This is a genomic window from Microcoleus sp. AT3-A2 (assembly GCF_036705685.1).
Taxonomy (GTDB): domain Bacteria; phylum Cyanobacteriota; class Cyanobacteriia; order Cyanobacteriales; family Microcoleaceae; genus Microcoleus.
This window is the reverse complement of record NZ_JAUBVF010000074.1, coordinates 1-22450: the sequence shown is the minus strand read 5'-3', so window position 1 is coordinate 22450 and position 22450 is coordinate 1. Positions and strand designations below refer to the sequence as shown.

The following is a 22450-nucleotide window of genomic DNA, read 5'->3' as shown; positions in this document are numbered from 1 at the left end:
AAATCTAACGCAGGGCCCGGTGGTGAAAATAAACCCCGAAGCAGATCAAAATATCAAGTAGGGGTTAAAAAAATCTGAAATTGTGTTATGATGTTAGAGGTAACTATTTTACGAATTCTGTAGTTTCAGTGGCTGTTCGCGCGATGACCTCTTCACCAACCATAGCACCCGTTCGATCGAGTCAAGTTACCCGCAAACCTTATCCCAACTATCGGGTAATAGTCCTCAACGACGATTTCAACACCTTTCAGCACGTTGTGGAATGTTTGACTAAATACATTCCAGGGATGACGAGCGATCAAGCTTGGAAACTCGCCAACCAAATCCACCACGAAGGCCAGGCCACCGTCTGGGTTGGCCCGCAAGAGCAAGCAGAACTTTATCATATGCAATTGAGCCGTGCAGGACTGACAATGGCTCCGCTAGAGTCTACTTAAAAAGTGCCTAGAGGGCCGAAAGTTCGATCGATTTTCGGTAATTCATCTGAAATTGAACGGAAATTGGGATTTAAGAGGCGATCGTAATTTTGCCAATCATCCCCGCTTCCGTATGTCCGGCTACCGTACAGCGCAGGTTGTAGGTTCCCGATTTCATCGGCACAAACACCCATTCTGCCATAGCGCCCGGTTTAAGTTCCAATTCGTGAATGGCTCCTTTAATTTCCACTTTCCCAGCTTCAACTTTTTGAGTCCAACTCGCATCAGCAAAGTTTTTAGCAGTAAAATAATGTTTCTGCGAACTGGGATTTTTCAGCACTAATTTATAGCGTTTTCCCGATTCAAATTCTAGCAGATTGGGAAAAAACTTAAGTTCCCCAGCTTCGTTACCTAAACTAACAGTAATTTCGGTGACTGGTTGGCGAGACAAATCACCGGCAGCACTAACAATTGCCGCCGGCATTAAGATTGTACTCAAACATAAAATTAGTCCCAAAATAACCTTGAGAGCTTGTTGTAACCGCTGGCTGCAGTAGAACTTGCCTAATTGCCAACCGAGTAAATTGATCATGGCTGTTCTGACTACTGTTAACTGACTGCTGATAAATGGCTAATGACTTAATTCGATCGCCAAACTTCATCCCAAGGCCCGCCCCCAACTTCCAAACCCGATAAAGAACTGTGAGCCTCTAAGATAATTCTAGTACGCTGCTTGCCATTTTTTTCCACATTTCCCCCCAACAACTCTCGCAGTTGCAATCGCAATTCGCCGTGCGTCGTATCCCGGCAGCAAAAAGCCAGACCTTTTTCTGTAGGAGCTCGCAGATCAGTACCAGGACTGTTTGTAGTGCCAATTAACTCAATTTCAAACTGACTGTTTCTCGCCTGCATTTTCCAGCTTCCCCAAGGTTCAATCGTCCAACTAACTTGCGAATTCCAAGGCACAAATTCGTAAAATTTGCCTCGGTAATGCAGACAAATCATTGCTACAGATTCCATCCACCACAGCACGCCCCGCTTGCCGCCGCCAGCAGTTAAAGCTAAATCGCTTTCGCCTTGAAAACAATTGCAATTAACCCAAAACCACTTTTGCGGAAAAGCACCACCCCAGTTTTTTTCGCTGTAAGCGGGAGCATCTTTAAATTCGTAGCGTTGGTCATTCCAATCGATCCAGCCCGTGGCTAAACCGTGAGCCATTAAAATTTGCCATCCCGGTTCAAATATCGGTAGAAAAGATACCATTCCCGCCGTAGATCTCTGGATTTCCTCAGAGTTTCCCCAGCCATAAATAGGTTGAATTTCGTACTGCCAAAAACAGCGACTGCCGCTTCCCGGATCGTGCAGATAACCTTGATTCCAAGTAGCAGTAGCTTGATAGCCTTCTTCGACGCGGCTGTCGAATACTTGCGGCTCTAAATATTGGGGTTTAATTTGTAAATCTGTTTTACCCCAATGTCCGAAAGCCAAGCTTTCTCGGTGCGCCCAAAACTTATTTACATCGGGCAAGGTGCGACACAAATAGCTATCTTTCGGGCCGAGAATTTGAGCTGCACCGCCACTGTAAGGTTGACCGCCTCTGGGGTCTTCGATGGAATACATGAATGCAAAGGATTGTCCATGAATCGGTAATGTTATTCGGTAGTACCAGCCTTCAAAAAAGCGGCGGGAACTGCCGTCCCAGTGGTAGCCACTGTGGGGAGTTTCAATAGTTTTGAGTTTTGAGAGTGAATTTGACATAAAATTACCAATAGCATGACAGGGAATTGACGGATAACTGTTTCTTCCTTCTTCCTTCTTCCTTGTTCCTTCTTCCTTTATTTATGTCTTTAGCACTTTGGCGATCGCCCTTAGCTCGCGCGCTCCACCGCAACCGCAGTCTTGCTTTTGCCCGCTACTTGCAACTAGCAACTGTTCGCGCTACCGGGCGTCCGGCCAACCGCACTGTGGTTTTTCGAGGCTTTTTAGCAGATACTAATCAGTTGAAATTTATTACAGATATTCGCAGCCAAAAGGCAGAGGAAATTAATCTCTATCCTTGGGGGGAAATTTGCTGGTATTTCCCCAAAACTCGCGAACAATTTCGGATTGCTGGAAAGCTAGTTTTGGTAGGGGCAGATTATCCAGAGGCCCAGTTGTGTTCATCGCGGTGCACAACTTGGCAGGAGCTTTCTGAAGCGGCTAGATCACAGTTTGCTTGGCCTCATCCGGGGGATGACAAAGCCGAGGCTAGTGCTTTTGATTCTGCTTCCCCAGATGGGATCGAGCCACTGCCTAATTTTTCCTTGCTGTTGTTGGAACCGGAAACGGTGGACTTCTTGGAGTTGCGGGGGGAACCGCAGAACCGATCGCTTTATCGGCGCGACGATGAGGGAAATTGGTCTGTGCGATCGGTTAATCCTTGAAGTCAGTTGACTGTTGACTGTTGACTGTTGACTGTTGTCAGTAGGAAAGTATTAAGTTGAAAAATTCCCAATGAAAAACTCAACACTCAAAACTATTTTTAGATGCCGCTGCCGTCGAAAAATTCTTGAATTGCTTTATCTTTTAACTTGCAGCTAGGGGTTGTAACTAGCTGTGTTTTTTCGGCTAAAGCTACATTGCTGGCTTGGTTTAAAGCTTCTGATACTGAGTGGAAATTGTGGGAATTGGGAACAGAAGTTAAGGAGACAGATTCTTGAGGAAGCAAACTTTTTACTTGCTGTTCGAGGGATTCGATACGATCGAGCAAAGAGCGAATTACCGCAGCTTCCGAATCCGGCAAACTGCCGTGTTCTAGGGGATTGACGCGCACTCCGGATCTATAGACGATGCGGCCGGGAATCCCTACCACTGTACAGTCAGATGGTACATCGCGGAGCACGACGGAACCGGCGCCGATGCGGACGTTGTTGCCAATTTGCAGATTGCCGAGTACCTTGGCGCCGGCACCTACAACTACGTTTTCGCCGACGGTAGGGTGACGCTTGCCGCTTTGTTTGCCAGTACCGCCAAGGGTGACACCTTGATAAATTAGGGCAAAATCGCCGATAATCGCTGTTTCGCCGATCACAACCCCCATACCGTGGTCGATGAATACGCTTTTGCCGATGGTTGCCCCTGGGTGGATTTCTATTCCGGTCAAAAAGCGAGCAATGTGGGAAATCAAGCGGGGGATGAAGGGAAGTCCCAACACATAAAGCCAGTGTGCGAGGCGGTGCAGCACTAGGGCCTGAAGACCGGGGTAGCAAAACAAAACTTCCAGCCAGTTGCGAGCGGCAGGGTCGCGATCGAAAATTATACTGAAGTCAGCTCTAAGAGTCTTTAGCACTTTCGGAGTTACCTATTTTGGTTAAACACGCCACTTTCGATTTTACATTTTACTGGATGGGGGAAGTGAGCGGTCGATCGGGAGATTGGGGGATATTACGGAAGGGAACCGTGGGAGAGTGCGAGATGGGGGAGAATTTGATTATTTTATTTTCTCCATCCAACAACGCCGCTGTTTTCTATTCCTGTACTGAGATTGTATAGTTAGACTTGACTCCGGGTTCGACAGTACCTACCCAAATCCTGTAAGAGCCTGCTTGCCAGTCTGAATCAAGTATGGCAGCATCTTTATTCTGACCTATATCGTCTCCGCAGAGCACCGCATTACCGGGGCCTTGTACGAGTAAGGTCGTGTCCTTTCCTTCGCTGTTGACTTGGAGTGTGAGTTTTGAAAAGTTTTGTTGCAAGACTATGATGTGGTCGGGAGTTGGGGTGGCAAAACCCAAACATTTGTTTTTGTGGCGATCGGCGTTGGCTATGACAGATAGAGAGTACGATCCGCCTGTGGAACCTCTCAAAACTGCTGTTGGGGCTGCAAAACCTCGCGATAAAGTTAAAGTGCCGAAATTGGCTGTTTCTGCTAAAACTGGTAGGGCGGCGATCGCGGCGATCGCAGCCAAGAGCGCACCGTTTTTGAAATTGGCTCGCTGATTAAACAACATGGCAATACTCCTCGGTCACAACTTAAAACCACAACTCAGAATTTACCTATCGCAGCCCCTAGAATCCAAACTGTGGAGGAAGAATAATTTTTTTTAAATTAGTTCAAAACCTCCTGGCTTCTCTTTCTTATGTCTATCAGGACAATCCCTGTACGATCGCGCTCGCTTGTGCCACTCGGATTTCTGCCACAGGCGATCGACTTATATCCGAAATTGTACGGTGTCAAGATGATAAATTTGATACTCCTAGTCTTGCTGTTGGCGCTCGGTTCCCTATTGACACAGACCTTGGTATTGTTACCTATAGGCCTATCCGGCTGGCTCCATCTCCCTAATTGGCTGAGCCTGACCGTGATTTTTCTGGCTATTTCTTGGTGCTTGGGGGATTAGTCAGCAGTCATGAGTTATTAGTGATTAGTCAAAAGTTAATGATCAATTATTCCACTTCCCCCAAGAGTCAAGGCCCGATTGTCCCCGGTTTGATGATGTATACTTCACAATTGAGAATTCAAGAATCTAAAATCTAGGATTTGACATCTACCTATAGAATGATGCAACGACAAGTTTATTCGATCTCAGCATTTCACTCTCCTGACAAAAGCCTGGCGGAAACTCCTAAGAGACAGGAGCGTCCGATACACCGGGCGATCGTGTTAATGCTGGTGGCAACAGGTTTGCTAGGCCTGCACGCTAGTCGGCTGGTGGAATTGCAACTGATACAAGGGAAGCAAAACCGGGAACGAGCCGAAAATAATCGCGTTCGCCTAGTGCCGATGCCGGCGAATCGTGGACACATTGTCGATCGCAAAGGCAACTTACTAGCGGCAAACAATTTAGCTCGATCAGTATATTTGTGGCCGAAAGAACAAACGCCGGAAGAGTGGAAAGTGACAGCAGAAAAGTTGAGTCCGCTGGTTAAGATTCCGGCAAAAGAAATTTTAAAAAAATTAAAAGAGGTAGATCCTCAATCCTACAGACCGGTGCGGCTCAAGCAAGCAATGCCGCCAGAGGTGTTTGTGCCACTAGCAGAAGAGGTGGGACAAATGCGGGGAGTGGAAGTGCGGCCAGAAGCGAACCGCTACTATCCCGAAGGCAGTTTGGCGGCTCACGTTATCGGATATATTGGCGAAGCTACCGCAGCAGACTTGGAAGATCATCCCGAATATCCGATGGGGATGATTGTCGGTCAAATGGGCATAGAAGCGAGCTCTAACAAGAAGATTGCCGGAGTTTGGGGCGATCGGCTGATCGAGGTAAATGCCCAAAATCAAGAATTGCGACTGATGGGAGAGACACCGCCCAAACCCGGTGAGGCGGTGCAGCTAACCATAGACTTAGAAATGCAAAAAGCAGCCGAAAAAGCCTTGGGACACCGCCGGGGAGCCGTAGTGGCGGTGGATGTCAAAACCGGGGCGGTATTAGTTATGGCCAGCCACCCGACTTTTGACCCCAATCTGTTTACGCGAAAAATCACTAAGGATGAGTGGGAAACTCTTCAAGATCCGGAAAATCCTTTTTTGAATCGGGCAATGCAAGGCTATCCCCCCGGTAGCACTTTTAAAATTGTGACTTCCGTCGCGGGCCTGGAGTCGGGCAAATTTTCGCCGGACTCAATTCTCGGTACTTCGTCTTACATTACTGTGGGGGGAATTGATTTTAACGAACACAGCGGCGGTTACGGCGACATCGGCTTTCGGGAGGCTTTGGCTTTCAGCAGCAATACGTTTTTTTATCAAGTGGGGATTAGTACCGGGCCGGAGCAAATTTCTAAGTGGGGACACCGCTTGGGAATTGGCAAGGATACGGATTTGAATCTTTTGGGGCTAGGTGGCGGAGCTCACGGTCAAATCCCGACGCCGGAGGAGAAGGAGAAAATTTATAAAGAACCTTGGTATGCGGGTGATACGGTAACGATGTCGATCGGGCAGGGGTTGGTGTTGGTGACTCCTTTGGAGGCGGCGGTGATGGTGAGTTCGATCGCTAACGGCGGCTATCGGGTCAAGCCCCATCTTTTGACTTCTATGACCGGCACAGCGGAGACTAAACGGGTACATACGGGGATGAAACCTTCAACAATTCAGGTGGTTAAGGAAGGACTGATCGCGGTGGTTGCCGAGGGTACGGGACAGGGATTGAATGACGGTACGATTCCACTGACGGCTGGCAAAACAGGGACTTCGGAGGTCATCGGACAGGAGGATCACTCTTTGTATGTCGCCTTCGGGCCCGCTGACAAGCCGGAAATTGCGATCGCCGTAGTTGTGGAAAATGGCGGTTATGGTTCTGTTGCCGCTGCCCCGATCGCCAAAGAGGTATTTCAAGCTTATTTTGGGCAACCGAAAAAGGTGAAGCAGCCAGTAGTTATTAGTCCTTAGTTATTGGGAATGGGGCATTGGGAATGGGGCATTGGGAATTGGGCATAGTTTCTTGCTTCTTCCTTCTTCCTTCTTCCTTCCTTCTTCCTGACATCCGTTACATCCGTTACAGAATCCGTTGCCGAACTTCCTTCTGACTAATTCAGCCGCATAAATATAGTAGCTTTGCGAATTCCTGTTATTTCTCCCGTACTGGTGACAGTGAGCGATCGCAAGTGATCGAACAATGGTCTTGCCGAAAGTTCAATTAACCTCAACAGCGGGATTTGTTTTTCCCAAATTGGCCTGCTGGAGGGCCAGTCTAAATAAAAATAGCCGTCGTTAGATGGCGGTAGCGGTTCAATGCTGGTTTGAAAATCTTGATTGGCAACTAAAGAGCCTGTTTTTGCTGCTTCTAGTGCTGCGTCCATTGCTTCTACTGAAGTGGTGAAAATTTCGTATTTGCCGACGCTGGCTCGGACTCCTTTTGCCTCGGTTTCGATCGCACTTTTTCTATTATTTTCTTTTCCATAATTTGGGTTTGTTGTCAACTGCGTCCAAGCGGTAATTTTCTGATTTCTGAGAGTGAAGCTGCCGATGCTGTATTCTTTGCTGCGGGCAATTTCATCTAGTTTGTCGATCGCCTTTTGCGAATCAGCAGATTTTTCGGTGGCAAAAATCCAGTCCGCACTGTTTGACGAATTCGGAAGCACTGCTAAAGCGTATTCTCCTTGTACCCAATCAAATATATCCTTCGGCAGGTTGACGCCCCAAACTTGCTGAATATCTGCCAGGGTGCGATCGACTAAATTTGAGACTTCAGCGTTAGTGGAAACCGCAGATGACAAATCAGCCCAAAAATTCCTTAAATCGGTGCTGGCGACCGCGAAAGGACTGGCTGAGGGAATGTATTGCAAGGCTTGCACTGGTTCGGAGAGTGTTGGAGAAGCTGTGTTTTCTCGCGATGTCACTAAAGCAGTTTGAGCCAGCAATCCCCGTCGGTTGACTCCGACAGCAACTGCGAGGGAATTAAGAGAAACTTCGGGATTTTGCTCAGTTGCTGATTGCGGTAGATTGACAAATGCTAAAGCGATTCTGCCTTGAGTTAGCTGCTGCAAAGCTTTTTGATATTCCGGGGTGTTGTTGAGATTTAGGTTTGCTGATTCAACGTTATTAATTGCATCTCGAATCACAATCGGGCTATTGGCAAACAAAACAAAACTTTGGTTATTCCCAGAATTTAAATTACCGCCGATGGCTGCTGTTGCGAAGCTAGCTGGCAACTTTGATTTCGGCAGATTAAACGGGTTAAAAGGTGAACTCGAAGCCGATTTTTTCTTGGTTATTTGTGCTTCTTTATAATTAATTTTTACGCCTTTATATAGTTCCGAATGAACTGTTTTATCCGCACGAGATTGTGTGCGCCAGTAGGAGTCTAGAAATTTTTGGCTGCGATCGACTTTTTGGGAGGAAACCGCCAGCAAAAACCCCGTTTGTTTGCCGTTGCTGCTGTCGCCATCGAAATCTGGCGTTGTCACGGCGAGGGTAATTTCGTCACCTATCCAAGGTTGGATATCTCTACTGTAATCGAGGCCTGTACTGGCGAGGAAACTTTTTTTGATTTGCTCAAATTCTACGTGCGATCGACTTCTTTCTTCGGGAGTGGCAAAAACTTGTCGCAATGCTTCGAGGCGATCAGGATTTACCAGCATTGAAGCTAACAAAGGTGCTTGTTTCGAGACAAACACAGCCGCAGCCGGAGTAGTTGTCGGCCCGCCAGCGAGCAAATTCAGAGGAGTTTGAGTTGTCAGCCAGTAAAAACCACCGGCACTCAAGGCTAAGAGTGCCAAGACGCCAGCAATGAGGAAAGAAAAGAACGATCGCAACTTCATCGGCAAATGACAAATTACCACAGTCTCTGATTATACACCCAGAACCCCGACTTGTTTCAAAAGCAGAGGTGATCGCCACATTGTTAGTTTTTAAGTCGATCGATCTGGCAATCTAGCTATCAGATTTTCTAGGGATAATTGAGGCAATTCTGACAACAGTAATGATAAGTTTTCTGGGGATAAACCGAGCAAATCGGGGATAAGACTAATCGGGCGTTCTTCCAATTGTCCTGATTCGCTGAAGCGGTTTTTCAAAACACTTTCGGCTAGCAAATTTTGGACTTGTTGGCGATCTGTCTGGGCGATCGGCAGCATAGATAATTGGACTAACAACATAGTAAACTCGGCAGTAGGTAGAGCTGATACCGGGCGCAAAAAGGTGACAGTTAGCGGGTCTAACTCCCCAAATCTGACCTGCAAGAAACTCTCTAAAATTAACCGCTGTCCTTGTTCTCTTCCTTGCTCAAGACCTTGTTCTCTTCCTTGCTCAAGACCTTTTACAATACCTTGTACAAGACCTTGTTCTCGTGCTTCTTGTAACTTTTGTTGAAAAAGGGGTACGATCGCCATAACTAACTCCTGATCTTCATCATCCATTGTGGGATTAGTTGGTGTATTCGCTTGCAAATTTTCCTGCAAGATGTAAAGTAATTGTAGCGCATTAGCTCGAATTGAAGCATCAATGGGAAATGCAGTTAATTCTGCGATCGCCCCTTGCTGCACCCGGCCCCTACCCAACATCCGCAACCACATAGTCTCTGGAGTCCTCGCTAGCTGGTGAATAGCGATTAAGCCAACTCTCCAAACCTCCGATAAAAAATAAACTCCTCTCCCCCAGCCCTCCGACTCTTCAGGAGTCCGAAAACCAAAACTGCTTAATAAAGTCTCCGAAGCAGTAGGAGTGAGAATCCACAACATCGGTAATTGTCTTTCCTCAAAACGTTGATCTTGTCGATTAGCGCGCCGCCCCAGTTCTGCCCTACTATTTAATAACTTAACGACACAGCTAAAAATTCCCTCAGCAGTCAGAGGATTGCGAAACGGTTCAATTATCGCCGCAGTTGCAGCCATTTTACCTAACAAACCCAAACTTTGGACATATTCGCCATCAAAAGAATTTGGTTGAAACCACACATCAATTTCTCTAACTTCAGCAGTGACATTTTTGCTCGTTTCTACTTCTCCAAGAGGCGACAATAACTCTTGCAGGTATTCTTTTGCAAACTGATCGTGGGGAAACTTAGTCATCCGATTTTAGATTTTAGATTGTAGATTTTAGAAGCAGGTTGTCTACCACCGCACTCCTCGCGCGTCGGAAAAATCGGCATCTAGAACCGCCCCCGGATCGAATACAGCATCAGTTAAATCAGCCTTTCTAAACGACGTTATCGATAATTTTTCTATTTGTTCAACAGCGATAAAAAAGCCGATCGCAGTTAACCCAAGAATTACCCCAGAAACCAAAAATAAGACAATTCCCCTGATAGTATCTCCGCCCAAAAATGTCACAATACCGCTAGCCCCGATCGCAGCAGCAGCCCCAGCCACAGCCCCCGCCACAATCCCAGCCTCGCACCGAGTCGCAGCAATCGCCGTCGCAGCGGTTCCAGCCACAGCCACAGCCCCCGCATCCGCCCCGGCTATCAGTCCAGTCAAAGCCCCAGCCGCCGTCACTGTCACCGCCGTTACCCCAGCCCTAGCAATCAAATTTCTCACCCGTCTGCGGCTTTGTCCGGTTCTGACACCCTGAAAATTTGCCCCTCTCAAAATCGCCCCGGTGAAATTGCAGCCTCGAATGTCGCAACCGCTGAAATTCGCCCCAGATAAGTCAAGCCCTTTAAAAGAACGGTTCCGCAAGTTTTGGTTAGCAAAATTGAGATTTTGAGGTTGAGTCATTCGATTTTAGATTTTAGATTTTAGATTTTAGATTAACCAACGCATTGCGCCTGGGATTATAGATTTTAGATTATAGATTTTAGATTAAGCAACCACAGGGCATTTAGAATAAAGCCTGTGGTTTATAACGAGTTTCCATGTCTCCCATCTCCGAAGCCCCATTTTCCCCCGAACAAATTGCCGCTGAAAGACTCAAACCAGAAGAATATGAAGAAATCGTTCAGCGTCTAGGTCGCCATCCTAATAAAGCTGAATTGGGAATGTTCGGCGTCATGTGGAGCGAACACTGCTGTTACAAAAATTCGCGACCACTATTAAAACAGTTTCCCACAGAGGGCGATCGAATTCTCGTCGGGCCCGGAGAAAATGCCGGCGTCGTAGACTTGGGAGACGGCTTGCAACTCGCCTTCAAAATTGAATCCCACAACCACCCCTCAGCAGTCGAACCTTTCCAAGGTGCAGCAACCGGTGTCGGCGGGATTCTCCGCGATATCTTCACAATGGGTGCTCGCCCGATCGCACTTTTAAATTCCCTGCGTTTTGGCAACTTAGACGACGCTAAAACCCAAAGATTGTTCAAAGGCGTAGTATCGGGAATTTCCCATTACGGAAATTGCATCGGCGTGCCCACAGTAGGCGGCGAAGTTTACTTCGATCCTGCTTATTCCGGCAACCCATTAGTTAACGTCATGGCCTTGGGTTTAATGGAAACTCAAGAAATCGTCAAATCCGGCGCATCCGGCATCGGAAATCCTGTGCTTTATGTCGGTTCAACTACCGGGCGAGATGGCATGGGAGGAGCAAGTTTTGCCAGTGCCGAACTGACAGACAAATCAATGGACGATCGCCCCGCAGTCCAGGTAGGAGATCCATTTTTAGAAAAATCCTTAATTGAAGCTTGTTTAGAAGCATTCAAAACCGGTGCAGTCGTCGCCGCCCAAGATATGGGTGCGGCGGGAATCACCTGTTCCACATCAGAAATGGCAGCCAAAGGCGGCGTCGGCATTGAATTTGATTTAGACAAAGTTCCCGTTCGAGAAAGCGGCATGATTCCCTACGAATACCTGCTTTCGGAATCCCAAGAACGGATGTTGTTTGTTGCCCAAAAAGGACGGGAACAGGAATTAATTGATATTTTCCACCGCTGGGGATTGCACGCGGTAGTAGCGGGTACAGTGATTGAAGAGCCGATCGTCCGAATTCTATTTAAAGGCGAAATCGCCGCCGAAATTACCGCGACTGCTTTGGCAGATAACACCCCAATTTATCACCGAGAACTGTTGACAGAGCCGCCCGAATATGCTAAAAAAGCATGGGAATGGACGGCGGATTCGCTGCCACAATCCACAGTTAAAGGTATCGAAATTAACGGCAATTTCCAAACTTGGAATCAGATTTTGCTGACGCTTTTAGATACTCCCACCATCGCTTCTAAACGCTGGGTTTATCGCCAATACGACCATCAAGTGCAAAACAATACTGTTGTTTTACCCGGAGGCGCTGATGCTGCGGTTGTCAGATTGCGTCCGCTAGAACCCTGCCACTCTTCCCTTGCTAACGGGTTAGAAGTACACCCCCTTGCTAAGGGGGATCTACAGAGAGAAAATGCTGTTTCTCTAGCTTCCGAAAGCAAACAGGAAGAAGAGGTAATTCCTCTATTTACAAAGGCACAAGGTAGGGAAACTCCCAAACTTTCTCCCCCCCTTAGTAAGAAGGAAGCGCCGCAGGGGGCTATTCCTGGAGTTGCTGCAACGGTTGATTGCAATTCTCGTTATGTTTATCTCGATCCTTATGAAGGTGCAAAAGCAGTCGTAGCGGAAGCAGCGAGAAATTTAAGTTGTGTGGGTGCTGAACCTCTGGCAGTTACTGATAATTTGAATTTTGGCAGTCCCGAAAAGCCGATCGGATATTGGCAGTTAGCCTCAGCTTGTCGCGGAATTGCTGATGCTTGTCGGGAGTTGGGAACGCCTGTGACTGGCGGCAATGTTTCTCTTTACAATGAAACGGTTGATGCTGAGGGGAATCCTCAACCAATTTATCCGACTCCGGTAATCGGAATGGTGGGGTTAATTCCCGATTTGAAGAAGATTTCTGGCCAAGCTTGGCTAAAGAAAGGTGATTTAATTTATGTGCTGGGAATTGGTGAATCATCCCAAAACCCAGAACTTCCATCGGAAAGCTCAAAAATCGAAACTTCTCCTACTTTGGGAGGTTCGGAATATTTAGCGGCAATTCACGGGATTGTAGCTGGGAAACCGCCAAGGATTGATTTTGAGTTAGAAAGAAAAGTGCAATCGGTTTGTCGCGATGGAATTCGGCAAGGTTGGGTATGTTCTGCCCATGATTGTGCGGAAGGTGGAATTGCGATCGCCCTCGCGGAATCATGTATTTCTGCTAAAATGGGTGCGGAAATTCATCTCAGTTTCAATTCGGCAAATGTCAGCCGCTGGGATGAAATTTTGTTTGGTGAAATGGGCAACTGCATTGTAGTTTCAGTCGCACCGAAAAATCAAGAGATTTGGGAGGCTTACCTGCAAGAACATTTGACCAAAATGTGGCAGAAAATTGGTGTAGTTGGCTGTGCTGAATCACCTTTGCGGGTTGTGAGTGCTGACAATCAAGTGTTAATTGAGGTGGCGATGGGTGAGATGGGCGATCGGTTCTATAATGCGATCGAGCGTCGGATTGCATCTGTCTGACAACGTGAAGTTTCGATCCCCCTAAATCCCCCTTAAGAAGGGGGACTTTGAGTGTTCTTGTCCCCCCCTTCTTAAGGGGGGCTAGGGGGGATCTCCGGGTTTAAAAACACACCCAAGAACCCCGACTTCTTACAAAATTCACGATTTTGGCAAAAACTTATTACAGAAGTCGGGGTTCTTAGACACTATATAATATAAACAATATCATTCGTAAAATAAATGATTTGCTGTATCAATCCCAACTGCAAAAAGCCTGAAAACCCCGGCGGGCGTACACATTGCATCGATTGTCACCTTGAACTCGTCCCCATCCTGCGAAACCGTTACCGGATGATAGGATTCCTCGGTGCAGGCGGTTTCGGTAGAACCTATTTAGCTAAAGATATTGATAGACTAAATCAACGCTGTGTCGTTAAACAATTAGCGCCAAATGTCCAGGGAACTTGGGCGATTAACAAAGCTGTAGAATTATTTCAGCAAGAAGCCAGACAACTGCAGCAGCTAGGACAACATCCCCAAATCCCATCACTAGATGCCTATTTTGAAGACAACAAATATTTGTATCTCGTACAGCAGTTTGTCGATGGGGATAATTTGTTGACGCTTTTCCAAAATCAGGGAACTTTGCAAGAAAGCCAAGTTAAGCAACTATTACTCGAACTTCTACCTGTTCTCAAGTTTATTCACGAACAAAAAATTATTCACCGAGATATCAAGCCAGAGAATATTATGCGCCGTCGCAGCGACGGTTTGTTAGTCCTCATTGACTTCGGAGTTTCCAAACAGTTGTCGGGAACAGTGATGTCGAGACTGGGAACGAAAATTGGTTCGGATGGTTATGCACCCATTGAACAAATGAAAGGGGGTGAAGCTTATCCAGCCAGCGATTTGTTTAGCTTGGGGGCGACAGCTTTTCATCTACTGACAGGGCTATATCCTTTTGATTTGTGGGTGGATCAAGGTTATAGTTGGACAGCCAATTGGCAGCAACATTTGAAAAGCCCCATAGACAAGGGATTGGAAGTAATTTTATCTAAGTTGTTGGCAAAAGATATTCAGCAGCGCTATCAATCAGCAGAGGAAGTTTTAAGAGATTTTCAACGTCAGTCAACGCCAAATTTTATACATACTTTAAAAAGGTTTGACTTTGACAAGGTGACAGTTGATGTGCGGGGTAATATAACTAACCGCCAACAGCGTCAAGCACAATTTTTCAGGGAAAATTTAGGTAGCGGTGCAATCTTAGACATGGTAGCAATTCCTGGCGGCAGTTTCGTGATGGGTTCCCCCAAGACCGAAGCAGAACGAAGGGACAATGAAGGGCCGCAGCGTACTGTGAATATCTCTCCTTTTTTTATGGGTAAATATCCAGTCACTCAAGAACAATATCAAGCGGTGATGGGAAATAATCCTTCTATTTTCAAAGGTCCTTTACGAAGTAAAAAACTTCCTGTAGACAATGTTACCTGGGATAAAGCTGTGGAATTTTGCCACAAACTTTCTCAAAAAACAGGCAAGACTTATCGCTTACCTTCGGAAGCGGAATGGGAATATGCTTGTCGTGCCGGAACTACAACGCCTTTCTATTTTGGTGACACGATTACGCCGGATTTAGTTAATTATAATGGCAATTATTCCTATGGTTCTGCACCGAAGGGGCTTTATCGCAAACAAACAACGGATGTGGGGAGTTTTCCGCCGAATCCGTTTGGTTTGTACGATATGCACGGGAATGTTTGGGAATGGTGCAGCGATAAATGGCACGATAACTATAACGGCGCACCGACTGATGGAAGTTCTTGGGAAACTGGCACGGATAATAACCGAGTGCTGCGTGGTGGTTCCTGCTTTTTCCCTGCGGTCGATTGCCGCAGTGCCCTTCGCGTCTCGTACTCGGGGCTCTTCAGTCCGTGGCCCAGGGGTTTTCGCGTAGCGCTTGCGTCGGTGTCTTCCCCGTCCTAGTTTTCCCGGTGAGAATCTTCTTTTAAGACTCCGCAGTAGTAGTGGTAGGGTGCGTCGCATTGAACAATCTACAAATCAAATCGACAATCTCGCAGCGACACACCGCGAGAGTCAGTCAGGTGCGTCGCCATCTCAAACCTATAAATTCCATCGAATATCCCACAGATCCGCACCCTACAAAAACTGTTGACCTGCTATTATCAAGATAGACGCATCGTAGGAAAACAACCGATGACACTAACAGAATTACTCCCTACTATTAGAAAACTGTCTGCGATCGATAAACGAGAGTTAATCCGTATTCTCATGGCGGAAGAAGATATCAGTGAGGATATTTTTCCTTTGGAACCTTACAAGACTTACTACTTACCAACTCCCTACGATACTTTTGGCGCTGGTGCAGCTTTGATGCAGGCAATGAATCTGGCTAACAGCGACGAAAAGTGAGTAGTATGCGATTTCAATACTCTACCAATCACCCCTCTCAAGATGAGTTTGACAGCTTACCGCGCATTCCCTTGATTCTGCGCCACAATAACGAGAGAGTCGAAGTTGTTGGGTTAGTAGACAGCGGTGCAACAGTGAGTGTATTGCCTTACCAAATAGGAATTCAGCTTGGCTTAGTATGGGATGACAGCAAAGCCATTATTCGACTGGCCGGTAACGTGGGTAATCAACCAGCGATGCCAGTATTTTTCATGGCTGAAATAGGGGAGTTTGCTCCGGTAAGATTAGTATTTGCTTGGGCAAAAAGTGATAGTGTATCATTTATTCTGGGACAGACAAATTTTTTCTTAGAATTTGACGTTCACTTTTATCGTTCTCGGCTTGAGTTTGATATTGAGCTGAAGCGTTAATTTCCACCATAATTTATTGGCACGGTTCACTCCTGTGATACTTATCCTTCAATTCAGTCACAGCCAACTATAGCTACACAATGTGGCTAACGCAGAATTAAGACAATTGACAGAAGATAAAAGTCAAATTTTATCTACTTTTTCCTATCCTTTTCAAAATCAAGCAGGTTTGGTTGAGACAGGTTCTTCGTCCCTTTTCTACTTTCGACTGGAAGGGGATATTTGTATCGAAAGTCCTATACAATATAAACAATATCATTCCTAAAATAAATGATTTGCTGTATCAATCCCGACTGCCCCAATCCTCAAAATCCGGACGGACAAACATATTGCATTAGTTGCGGTATTCAACTCGTACCCATCCTGCGAAATCGTTTCCGCATGATCAAACTCCTCGGTCAAGGTGGCTTCGGCAGAACCTATTTAGCAGAAGATATTGATAGACTAAATCAACGCTGTGTCGTTAAACAATTAGCACCCGATGTCCAGGGAACTTGGGCGATTAACAAAGCGGTAGAATTATTTCAGCTAGAAGCTAGACAACTGCAACAGCTAGGACAACATCCCCAAATTCCCTCCCTTGATGCCTACTTTGAAGACAACAAATATTTGTATCTCGTACAACAGTTTGTTGATGGGGAGAATTTGTTGACGCTTTTCCAAAATCAGGGAATTTGGCAAGAAAGCCAAGTTAAGCAACTATTACTCGAACTTCTACCTGTTCTTAAATTTGTTCACGAACAAAAAATTGTTCACCGAGATATCAAGCCAGAGAATATTATGTGCCGTCGCAGCGACGGTGTGTTAGTGCTGATTGATTTCGGAGTTTCCAAACAGTTGTCGGGAACAGTGATATCGCGACAGGGAACGCAAATTGGTTCGCATGGTTATGCACCGCTTGAACAAATGCAAGGGGGTGAAGCTTATGCAGCCAGCGATTTGTTTAGCTTGGGGGCGACGGCTTTTCATCTACTGACGGGGGTACATCCTTATGGTTTGTGGACGGAACATGGTTATAGCTGGACTGGAAATTGGCAGCAACATTTGAAAACTCCTATAGACAAGGGATTGGAATTGATTTTATCTAAGTTGTTGGCAAAAGATATGCAGCAGCGCTATCAATCAGCCGAGGAAGTTTTAATAGATTTTCAAGGAGGTCAGTCAATACAATCTCCCGCACCGACACCAATTCCCACAATTCCTGTGATTCCACAGCACTCTTTGCCGTTACGAACTAACACAACCAGGCGAGGTTTCTTGCAATTAGCGGGTTTTGCTGGGGGAGGATTTGCATTAGCTGTGCTGGGTCAAAGTTTGTTGAACAACAAATCTTCTTCATCTTCACCAAATCTTCCACCTTCATCCAACAATGAACAGCCATCTCCTAAATCATCAGCTCAAAAATCATCTCCAAAAACTACAGCCAAAAGTTCATCGCCAAAACCATCTCCACAATCTGTAGCAGAAAGTCCATCGCCAAAACCATCGCCAAAACCATCTCCAAAACTCGCACCAGAAACTCCAAAACCTACGCCATCTTCCAATGCTTTAAAAAGCTTTACTTTTGAAACAGTGACAGTCAACTCAACGGGGCAAATAGCCAACCGCCGTCAAGGAAAAGCACAGGCTTTTATAGAAAATATGGGGAATGGTATTACTCTAGACATGGTAGCAATTCCTGGGGGCAGTTTCGTGATGGGTTCCCCCGATACTGAAGCAGGACGAAGTAGCTATGAAGGGCCGCAGCGTACAGTGAATATCCCTGCTTTTTTTATGGGTAAATATGAGATAACTCAAGAACAATACCAAGCGGTGATGGGAAATAACCCTTCTGAGTTCAAAGGTGCGAAACTTCCTGTCGAAAAAGTAAGCTGGAATGACGCTGTGGAATTCTGCAAGCGGCTTTCTAAAAAAACAGGCAAGACTTATCGCTTACCTTCAGAAGCGGAATGGGAATATGCTTGCCGCGCCGGAACTAAAACACCTTTCTATTTTGGTGAAACAATTACCCCGGATTTAGTTAATTATAATGGCAATAATCCCTACGGTGCTGCGCCGAAGGGACTTTACCGCAAACAAACAACTGATGTCGGGAATTTTTCACCCAATGCTTTTGGACTTTATGATATGCACGGAAATGTTTGGGAATGGTGCAGTCATCCCGACAACGATCGAAGCGATCGCCGGCTGCGGTGTGGCGGTTCCTGGAAGGACACTGCGGTGAATTGTCGCAGTGCGTATCGTCTTAGCAATTTGGCGGGCGATCGTTACTCAGACATCGGTTTTCGTGTGGCTTTGGTTTCCGCGTAGTTTCCGGTTTTCGCTTCTGTACAGTAAGTCTCCCGCGAGGCATCTTCTTTTAAGACTCGGCGGTTGAAAGAGACTGTTGGCGAATTTAAAAATGGTTGCACCCCTCACCCCTAAAAATGGTGGCTCTAGACTAAATATTTAATTAACCATATAGCTATTAACTACCAATAGCGAACCCAAATGCTGCATTCGTGATGTGAGGGGTAACACCCTTGGCGAATTCGCCAACAGTATTTTTCAATCGCCGATTCCCTCGCCCGCAGTTAATCAAGGTTAATATAGGATTTGGGGGCGATCGATACTACAATGCCATTAAACGCCGCATAGCTTCTGTCTGAAATGCTACACGAGTTGGAAATAATGACAGATCCGTGGCAAGATTAAGGGAATGTTAAGTTATGCGACGCTTTCGCAAACAAGATTTCCCGCTGAAACTGTCCCCCTAACCCACCTTCCCCATTAGGAACCCACCCATCTATGATTCCCAACCATTCCTTCGCGGCTGACGAGCATTCTAGTAAACCCGACAAGCCCGAGGAAGCTTGCGGCGTTTTTGGTATCTACGCACCGGGTGAAGATGTAGCCAAGTTGACGTACTTCGGTTTGTATGCGTTGCAGCACCGCGGTCAGGAATCAGCAGGAATTGCCACCTTTGACGGTGAAACAGTCCACCTGCACAAAGATATGGGACTGGTTTCCCAAGTCTTTAACGAATCGAGTTTAGGTCACTTGCCGGGTAACTTAGCCGTAGGCCACACTCGCTACTCTACTACCGGCTCGTCGCGGGTTGTCAACGCTCAACCTGTTGTCGTCCAAACCCGTTTGGGAAGTCTCGCATTAGCACATAACGGAAATCTTGTCAATACCAAAGAATTGCGGGAAGAATTGCTGTCTCGGAAGTGCGAATTTGTCAGCACCACGGATTCAGAGGCGATCGCAGTGGCGATCGGTTCCGAGGTAGACAAGGGCAAAGACTGGCTGGAAGCAGCGATCAGTGCGTTTGCTATGTGCCAAGGAGCCTTTAGTTTGACGATCGCCACCCCCAAAGGCGTGATGGGAGTCCGCGACCCCCACGGTGTGCGCCCGCTGGTAATTGGTATCCTCCCCACAACTCCGGTACGATACGTTTTAGCATCGGAAACTTGCGGCTTGGATATTATCGGTGCTGAATTTTTGCGGGACGTAGAACCGGGGGAATTAGTTTGGATTACAGAGGAAGGTATGGCTTCCTTCCACTGGAGTCAGCAACAAAAGCGCAAACTTTGCATCTTTGAAATGATCTATTTTGCTCGACCCGACAGCCAAATGGAAGGTGAAAGTTTATACAGCTACCGACTGCGGATCGGGCGTTTGTTGGCAGCAGAATCTCCGGCTGATGCTGATATAGTCATCGGCGTTCCCGATTCTGGAATCCCGGCGGCGATCGGCTTTTCTCAAGCTTCCGGCATTCCTTACGCCGAAGGATTGATTAAAAACCGCTACGTGGGACGCACTTTTATTCAACCGACTCAGACAATGCGGGAGTCAGGAATCCGTATGAAACTCAACCCTCTCAAAGATGTCTTGGAAGGAAAGCGAGTAATTATTATCGATGATTCGATCGTGCGCGGTACTACCAGTCGCAAAATTGTCAAAGCCTTGCGGGATGCGGGTGCAACAGCCGTTCACATGAGAATTTCCTCGCCGCCGGTGACTCATCCGTGTTTCTACGGGATCGACACTGACAATCAAGATCAGTTGATTGCTGCTACTAAGTCAGTCGCAGAAATCGGCGCCCAAATTGGGGTTGATTCCTTGGCTTTCTTGAGTTGGGATGGAATGCTGAAGGCGACTAACGAAGACCCGATGAGTTTTTGTTCGGCCTGTTTCACTGGTGATTATCCGATCGACGTTCCAGAAGTGGTAAAACGGTCTAAGCTCATATTAGAAAAAGCTGGAACCTAGAAAATCAAAAAGCGAGAAAGCGATCGCCCGTCACTTTCCGCAATTTATGGATTTTCAAGTTTTTCTGGTAATTCATTGCCAGAATGTGTGTAGAAATGTTACATTAACTTAGCTTTAGCAATTCTTGCAGAATTGGTGAACTGTAGTGAACAGTCGCTTGGGTAGAACTTGCGTGAAACCCAACACTTCGATTGGAGATTGGAGATTGCCGATTTGAGATTTGTGCTTGAATCTAAAATCGCCAATCTAAAATCGATGGTTTTTCCCTACACTCTCGTTCACAATTTATGCTCGAAACGCTGTATGCTACCTGCAGACTGGAGGTAGTTCCTCCAGATGTCCACTCTCAGATTGAAGTCGCATTTCGCACCAACAACGGGCACATGAGATTTTTTCAGATAACAGGGTCGATCGCACTAATTTTTGCCACACAAGTATTCCCCAAGCCAACTTGCTTGCTTGAGAATTGCGGATGGGCGGTTCATGCGAACTAAAGAACTTTAGAAACCCTTGCAGAGTAAAAAATATGGCTCCTTGCGAGCCGAAAGTGACTGTTAAAAGAAGGCGGAATGCGGTTTCTCAAGTCAGCTTAAATCGGAAACTTCGTGCAATCAAATACTGTTCTCAATCCCGCGAGCAATCCAGGCTCATCCTCTCATACAACAGAGTTACCTTTTACTCTTGCTGATATCAAGGCAGCCATTCCAGCCCACTGTTTTGAACCCTCGGCATGGAAATCTCTGGCTTATTTCTTTTTAGATCTTGGAATTATCGCAGGTTTGTATGCGATCGCCTACACCGTCGATTCCTGGCTCTTTTACCCAATCTTTTGGTTGATGCAGGGAACCATGTTTTGGGCATTGTTTGTAGTCGGCCACGACTGCGGACACGGTTCCTTTTCTAAGAGCAAATGGCTCAACAACCTGATCGGACACCTCTCCCACGCTCCAATTCTTGTGCCCTTCCACGGTTGGCGGATTAGTCACAGAACCCACCACGCAAATACAGGCAGCTTAGATAACGATGAAAGCTGGTATCCGGTATCGGAGAGCAAATACAATCAAATGCCTTGGTACGAAAAGCTGGGACGCTTTTATTTGATGTTATTTGCCTACCCAATTTATCTATTTCGCCGATCGCCCGATCGGGTAGGTTCTCACTTCATGCCCGGTAGCCCGATTTTCCGTCCGTCCGAAAAATGGGATGTGTTGACGAGTTCCGCATCCTTGGTACTGATGGTAGGCTTTTTAGGCGCCCTAACCTATCAGTTTGGTTGGCTGTTTTTACTCAAGTTCTACTTGGTTCCCTATGTAGTGTTTGTGATGTGGCTGGATTTGGTAACATTCCTGCACCACACCGAAGCCGATATTCCTTGGTATCGCGGTAAAGATTGGTCTTTCTTGAAAGGTGCATTGTCTACGATCGATCGCGATTACGGAATCATCAATTCCATCCATCACGATATCGGCACCCACGTAGCCCACCACATTTTCTCAACCATGCCGCACTATCACTTGAAGGAGGCAACGGAAGCAATTAAACCAGTGTTGGGCGATTATTATCGCAAGTCAACCGAGCCAATTTGGAAGAGCTTTATTCGCTCTTACGGGGATTGTCATTTTGTCTCCGATACAGGTTCTGGAGTTTACTACGAATCACCTAACAGTCGGCGATCGGCTGAAGTTAAGTAGTTTAAATAAACAATAGAATACGTAAAAACTCGGCTTCTTAAAGAAACCGGGTTTTTCATTATTTTTGCGCGTGTTCCATCAGATGTTCCACACCTGGAGGGGTGACAAGCCACCCCAAACCCAGAGGGGGTAAAGATGCAGCAGAATTATGGGAAAAAAGATTGGCAGCCAAATCGTTACACGCTCGCCTATAGCAATCCTAAATCTGTCGTAAATTTTTTACCCCACCCCAACCCTCCCCTTGGTAAGCAGGGTGGATTTATTGTCGGAAACATAAACTAATACCATTTTTATGGCTCTCCTGAGTTTGTGGTGTAAAATGTACCTACTAATACATTTACCGTTATGAGCTTCCATCTAGACTAAGCTGTTCGACATCTAAACTGCATTAACTAAGTTACCTTTATTTTTTATTTTTCGGTTCCATTTTATAATTAGTC

Annotated in this window: 17 protein-coding genes; 10 read left to right on the top strand and 7 right to left on the bottom strand. The window is 46.4% G+C overall.

Annotated features, from left to right (window positions below):
* The first annotated feature begins 143 nt into the window (after positions 1 to 143).
* Positions 144 to 437 (top strand): ATP-dependent Clp protease adapter ClpS, encoded by a 294-nt coding sequence (gene clpS / locus QUB37_RS26075; protein ID WP_006633998.1) that lies wholly within the window; start codon positions 144 to 146, stop codon positions 435 to 437.
* Positions 438 to 507: 70 nt separating this feature from the next.
* Here clpS and QUB37_RS26070 read toward each other — a convergent pair whose 3' ends face one another.
* Positions 508 to 1008 (bottom strand): plastocyanin/azurin family copper-binding protein, encoded by a 501-nt coding sequence (locus QUB37_RS26070; RefSeq protein ID WP_333167676.1) that lies wholly within the window; start codon positions 1006 to 1008, stop codon positions 508 to 510.
* A gap of 47 nt (positions 1009 to 1055) precedes the next feature.
* Complete coding sequence (locus tag QUB37_RS26065; RefSeq protein WP_333167674.1) at positions 1056 to 2174, bottom strand: tocopherol cyclase family protein; 1119 nt, start codon at positions 2172 to 2174, stop codon at positions 1056 to 1058.
* A gap of 83 nt (positions 2175 to 2257) precedes the next feature.
* Between QUB37_RS26065 and QUB37_RS26060 the strand changes: the two genes are divergently transcribed.
* Positions 2258 to 2839, top strand: coding sequence for an Npun_F5749 family FMN-dependent PPOX-type flavoprotein (locus QUB37_RS26060; protein WP_333167672.1), 582 nt, complete (start codon positions 2258 to 2260; stop codon positions 2837 to 2839).
* 98 nt (positions 2840 to 2937) lie between these two features.
* Here the strand turns inward: QUB37_RS26060 and cysE are convergent, their stop codons facing one another.
* Both cysE and QUB37_RS26050 read right to left on the bottom strand, forming a co-directional pair.
* On the bottom strand, positions 2938 to 3744 hold the full coding sequence (cysE, locus tag QUB37_RS26055; RefSeq protein WP_333167670.1) for a serine O-acetyltransferase: 807 nt from the start codon (positions 3742 to 3744) through the stop codon (positions 2938 to 2940).
* Between the two features lie 178 nt (positions 3745 to 3922).
* Positions 3923 to 4405, bottom strand: a complete 483-nt coding sequence (locus tag QUB37_RS26050; RefSeq protein ID WP_333167668.1) for a hypothetical protein — start codon at positions 4403 to 4405, stop codon at positions 3923 to 3925.
* 548 nt (positions 4406 to 4953) lie between these two features.
* Here QUB37_RS26050 and mrdA point away from each other — a divergent pair.
* Positions 4954 to 6780: a penicillin-binding protein 2 gene (gene mrdA, locus QUB37_RS26045; protein WP_333167666.1), complete on the top strand. Its 1827-nt coding sequence runs from the start codon at positions 4954 to 4956 to the stop codon at positions 6778 to 6780.
* Between the two features lie 137 nt (positions 6781 to 6917).
* On the opposite strand, the gene QUB37_RS26040 is transcribed toward mrdA, so the two are convergent.
* From QUB37_RS26040 to QUB37_RS26030, 3 genes are all read right to left on the bottom strand, one after another.
* The gene (locus QUB37_RS26040; RefSeq protein WP_333167664.1) at positions 6918 to 8672 is read right to left on the bottom strand and encodes a DUF3352 domain-containing protein; all 1755 of its coding nucleotides are present in this window, start codon (positions 8670 to 8672) and stop codon (positions 6918 to 6920) included.
* A 69-nt stretch (positions 8673 to 8741) separates the two neighbouring features.
* Complete coding sequence (locus tag QUB37_RS26035) at positions 8742 to 9899, bottom strand: flagellar assembly protein H (protein WP_333167661.1); 1158 nt, start codon at positions 9897 to 9899, stop codon at positions 8742 to 8744.
* Positions 9900 to 9941: 42 nt separating this feature from the next.
* Positions 9942 to 10547, bottom strand: a complete 606-nt coding sequence (locus tag QUB37_RS26030) for a pentapeptide repeat-containing protein (RefSeq protein ID WP_333167659.1) — start codon at positions 10545 to 10547, stop codon at positions 9942 to 9944.
* A gap of 137 nt (positions 10548 to 10684) precedes the next feature.
* Between QUB37_RS26030 and purL the strand changes: the two genes are divergently transcribed.
* From purL to QUB37_RS25995, 7 genes are all read left to right on the top strand, one after another.
* A complete protein-coding gene (gene purL, locus QUB37_RS26025) occupies positions 10685 to 13246 on the top strand; it encodes a phosphoribosylformylglycinamidine synthase subunit PurL (RefSeq protein WP_333167656.1) in 2562 nt (853 codons plus the stop codon).
* A gap of 219 nt (positions 13247 to 13465) precedes the next feature.
* Positions 13466 to 15208, top strand: a complete 1743-nt coding sequence (locus QUB37_RS26020) for an SUMF1/EgtB/PvdO family nonheme iron enzyme (RefSeq protein WP_445300061.1) — start codon at positions 13466 to 13468, stop codon at positions 15206 to 15208.
* Positions 15209 to 15439: 231 nt separating this feature from the next.
* Positions 15440 to 15655 (top strand): hypothetical protein, encoded by a 216-nt coding sequence (locus tag QUB37_RS26015; RefSeq protein ID WP_333167652.1) that lies wholly within the window; start codon positions 15440 to 15442, stop codon positions 15653 to 15655.
* Between the two features lie 5 nt (positions 15656 to 15660).
* Positions 15661 to 16065, top strand: coding sequence for a hypothetical protein (locus QUB37_RS26010; protein ID WP_333167650.1), 405 nt, complete (start codon positions 15661 to 15663; stop codon positions 16063 to 16065).
* 270 nt (positions 16066 to 16335) lie between these two features.
* A complete protein-coding gene (locus tag QUB37_RS26005; protein ID WP_333167648.1) occupies positions 16336 to 18375 on the top strand; it encodes a bifunctional serine/threonine-protein kinase/formylglycine-generating enzyme family protein in 2040 nt (679 codons plus the stop codon).
* Positions 18376 to 18852: 477 nt separating this feature from the next.
* A complete protein-coding gene (purF, locus tag QUB37_RS26000) occupies positions 18853 to 20319 on the top strand; it encodes an amidophosphoribosyltransferase (RefSeq protein WP_333167646.1) in 1467 nt (488 codons plus the stop codon).
* A 605-nt stretch (positions 20320 to 20924) separates the two neighbouring features.
* Positions 20925 to 22010: a DUF3474 domain-containing protein gene (locus QUB37_RS25995; protein WP_333167644.1), complete on the top strand. Its 1086-nt coding sequence runs from the start codon at positions 20925 to 20927 to the stop codon at positions 22008 to 22010.
* The last annotated feature ends 440 nt before the right edge of the window (positions 22011 to 22450 follow it).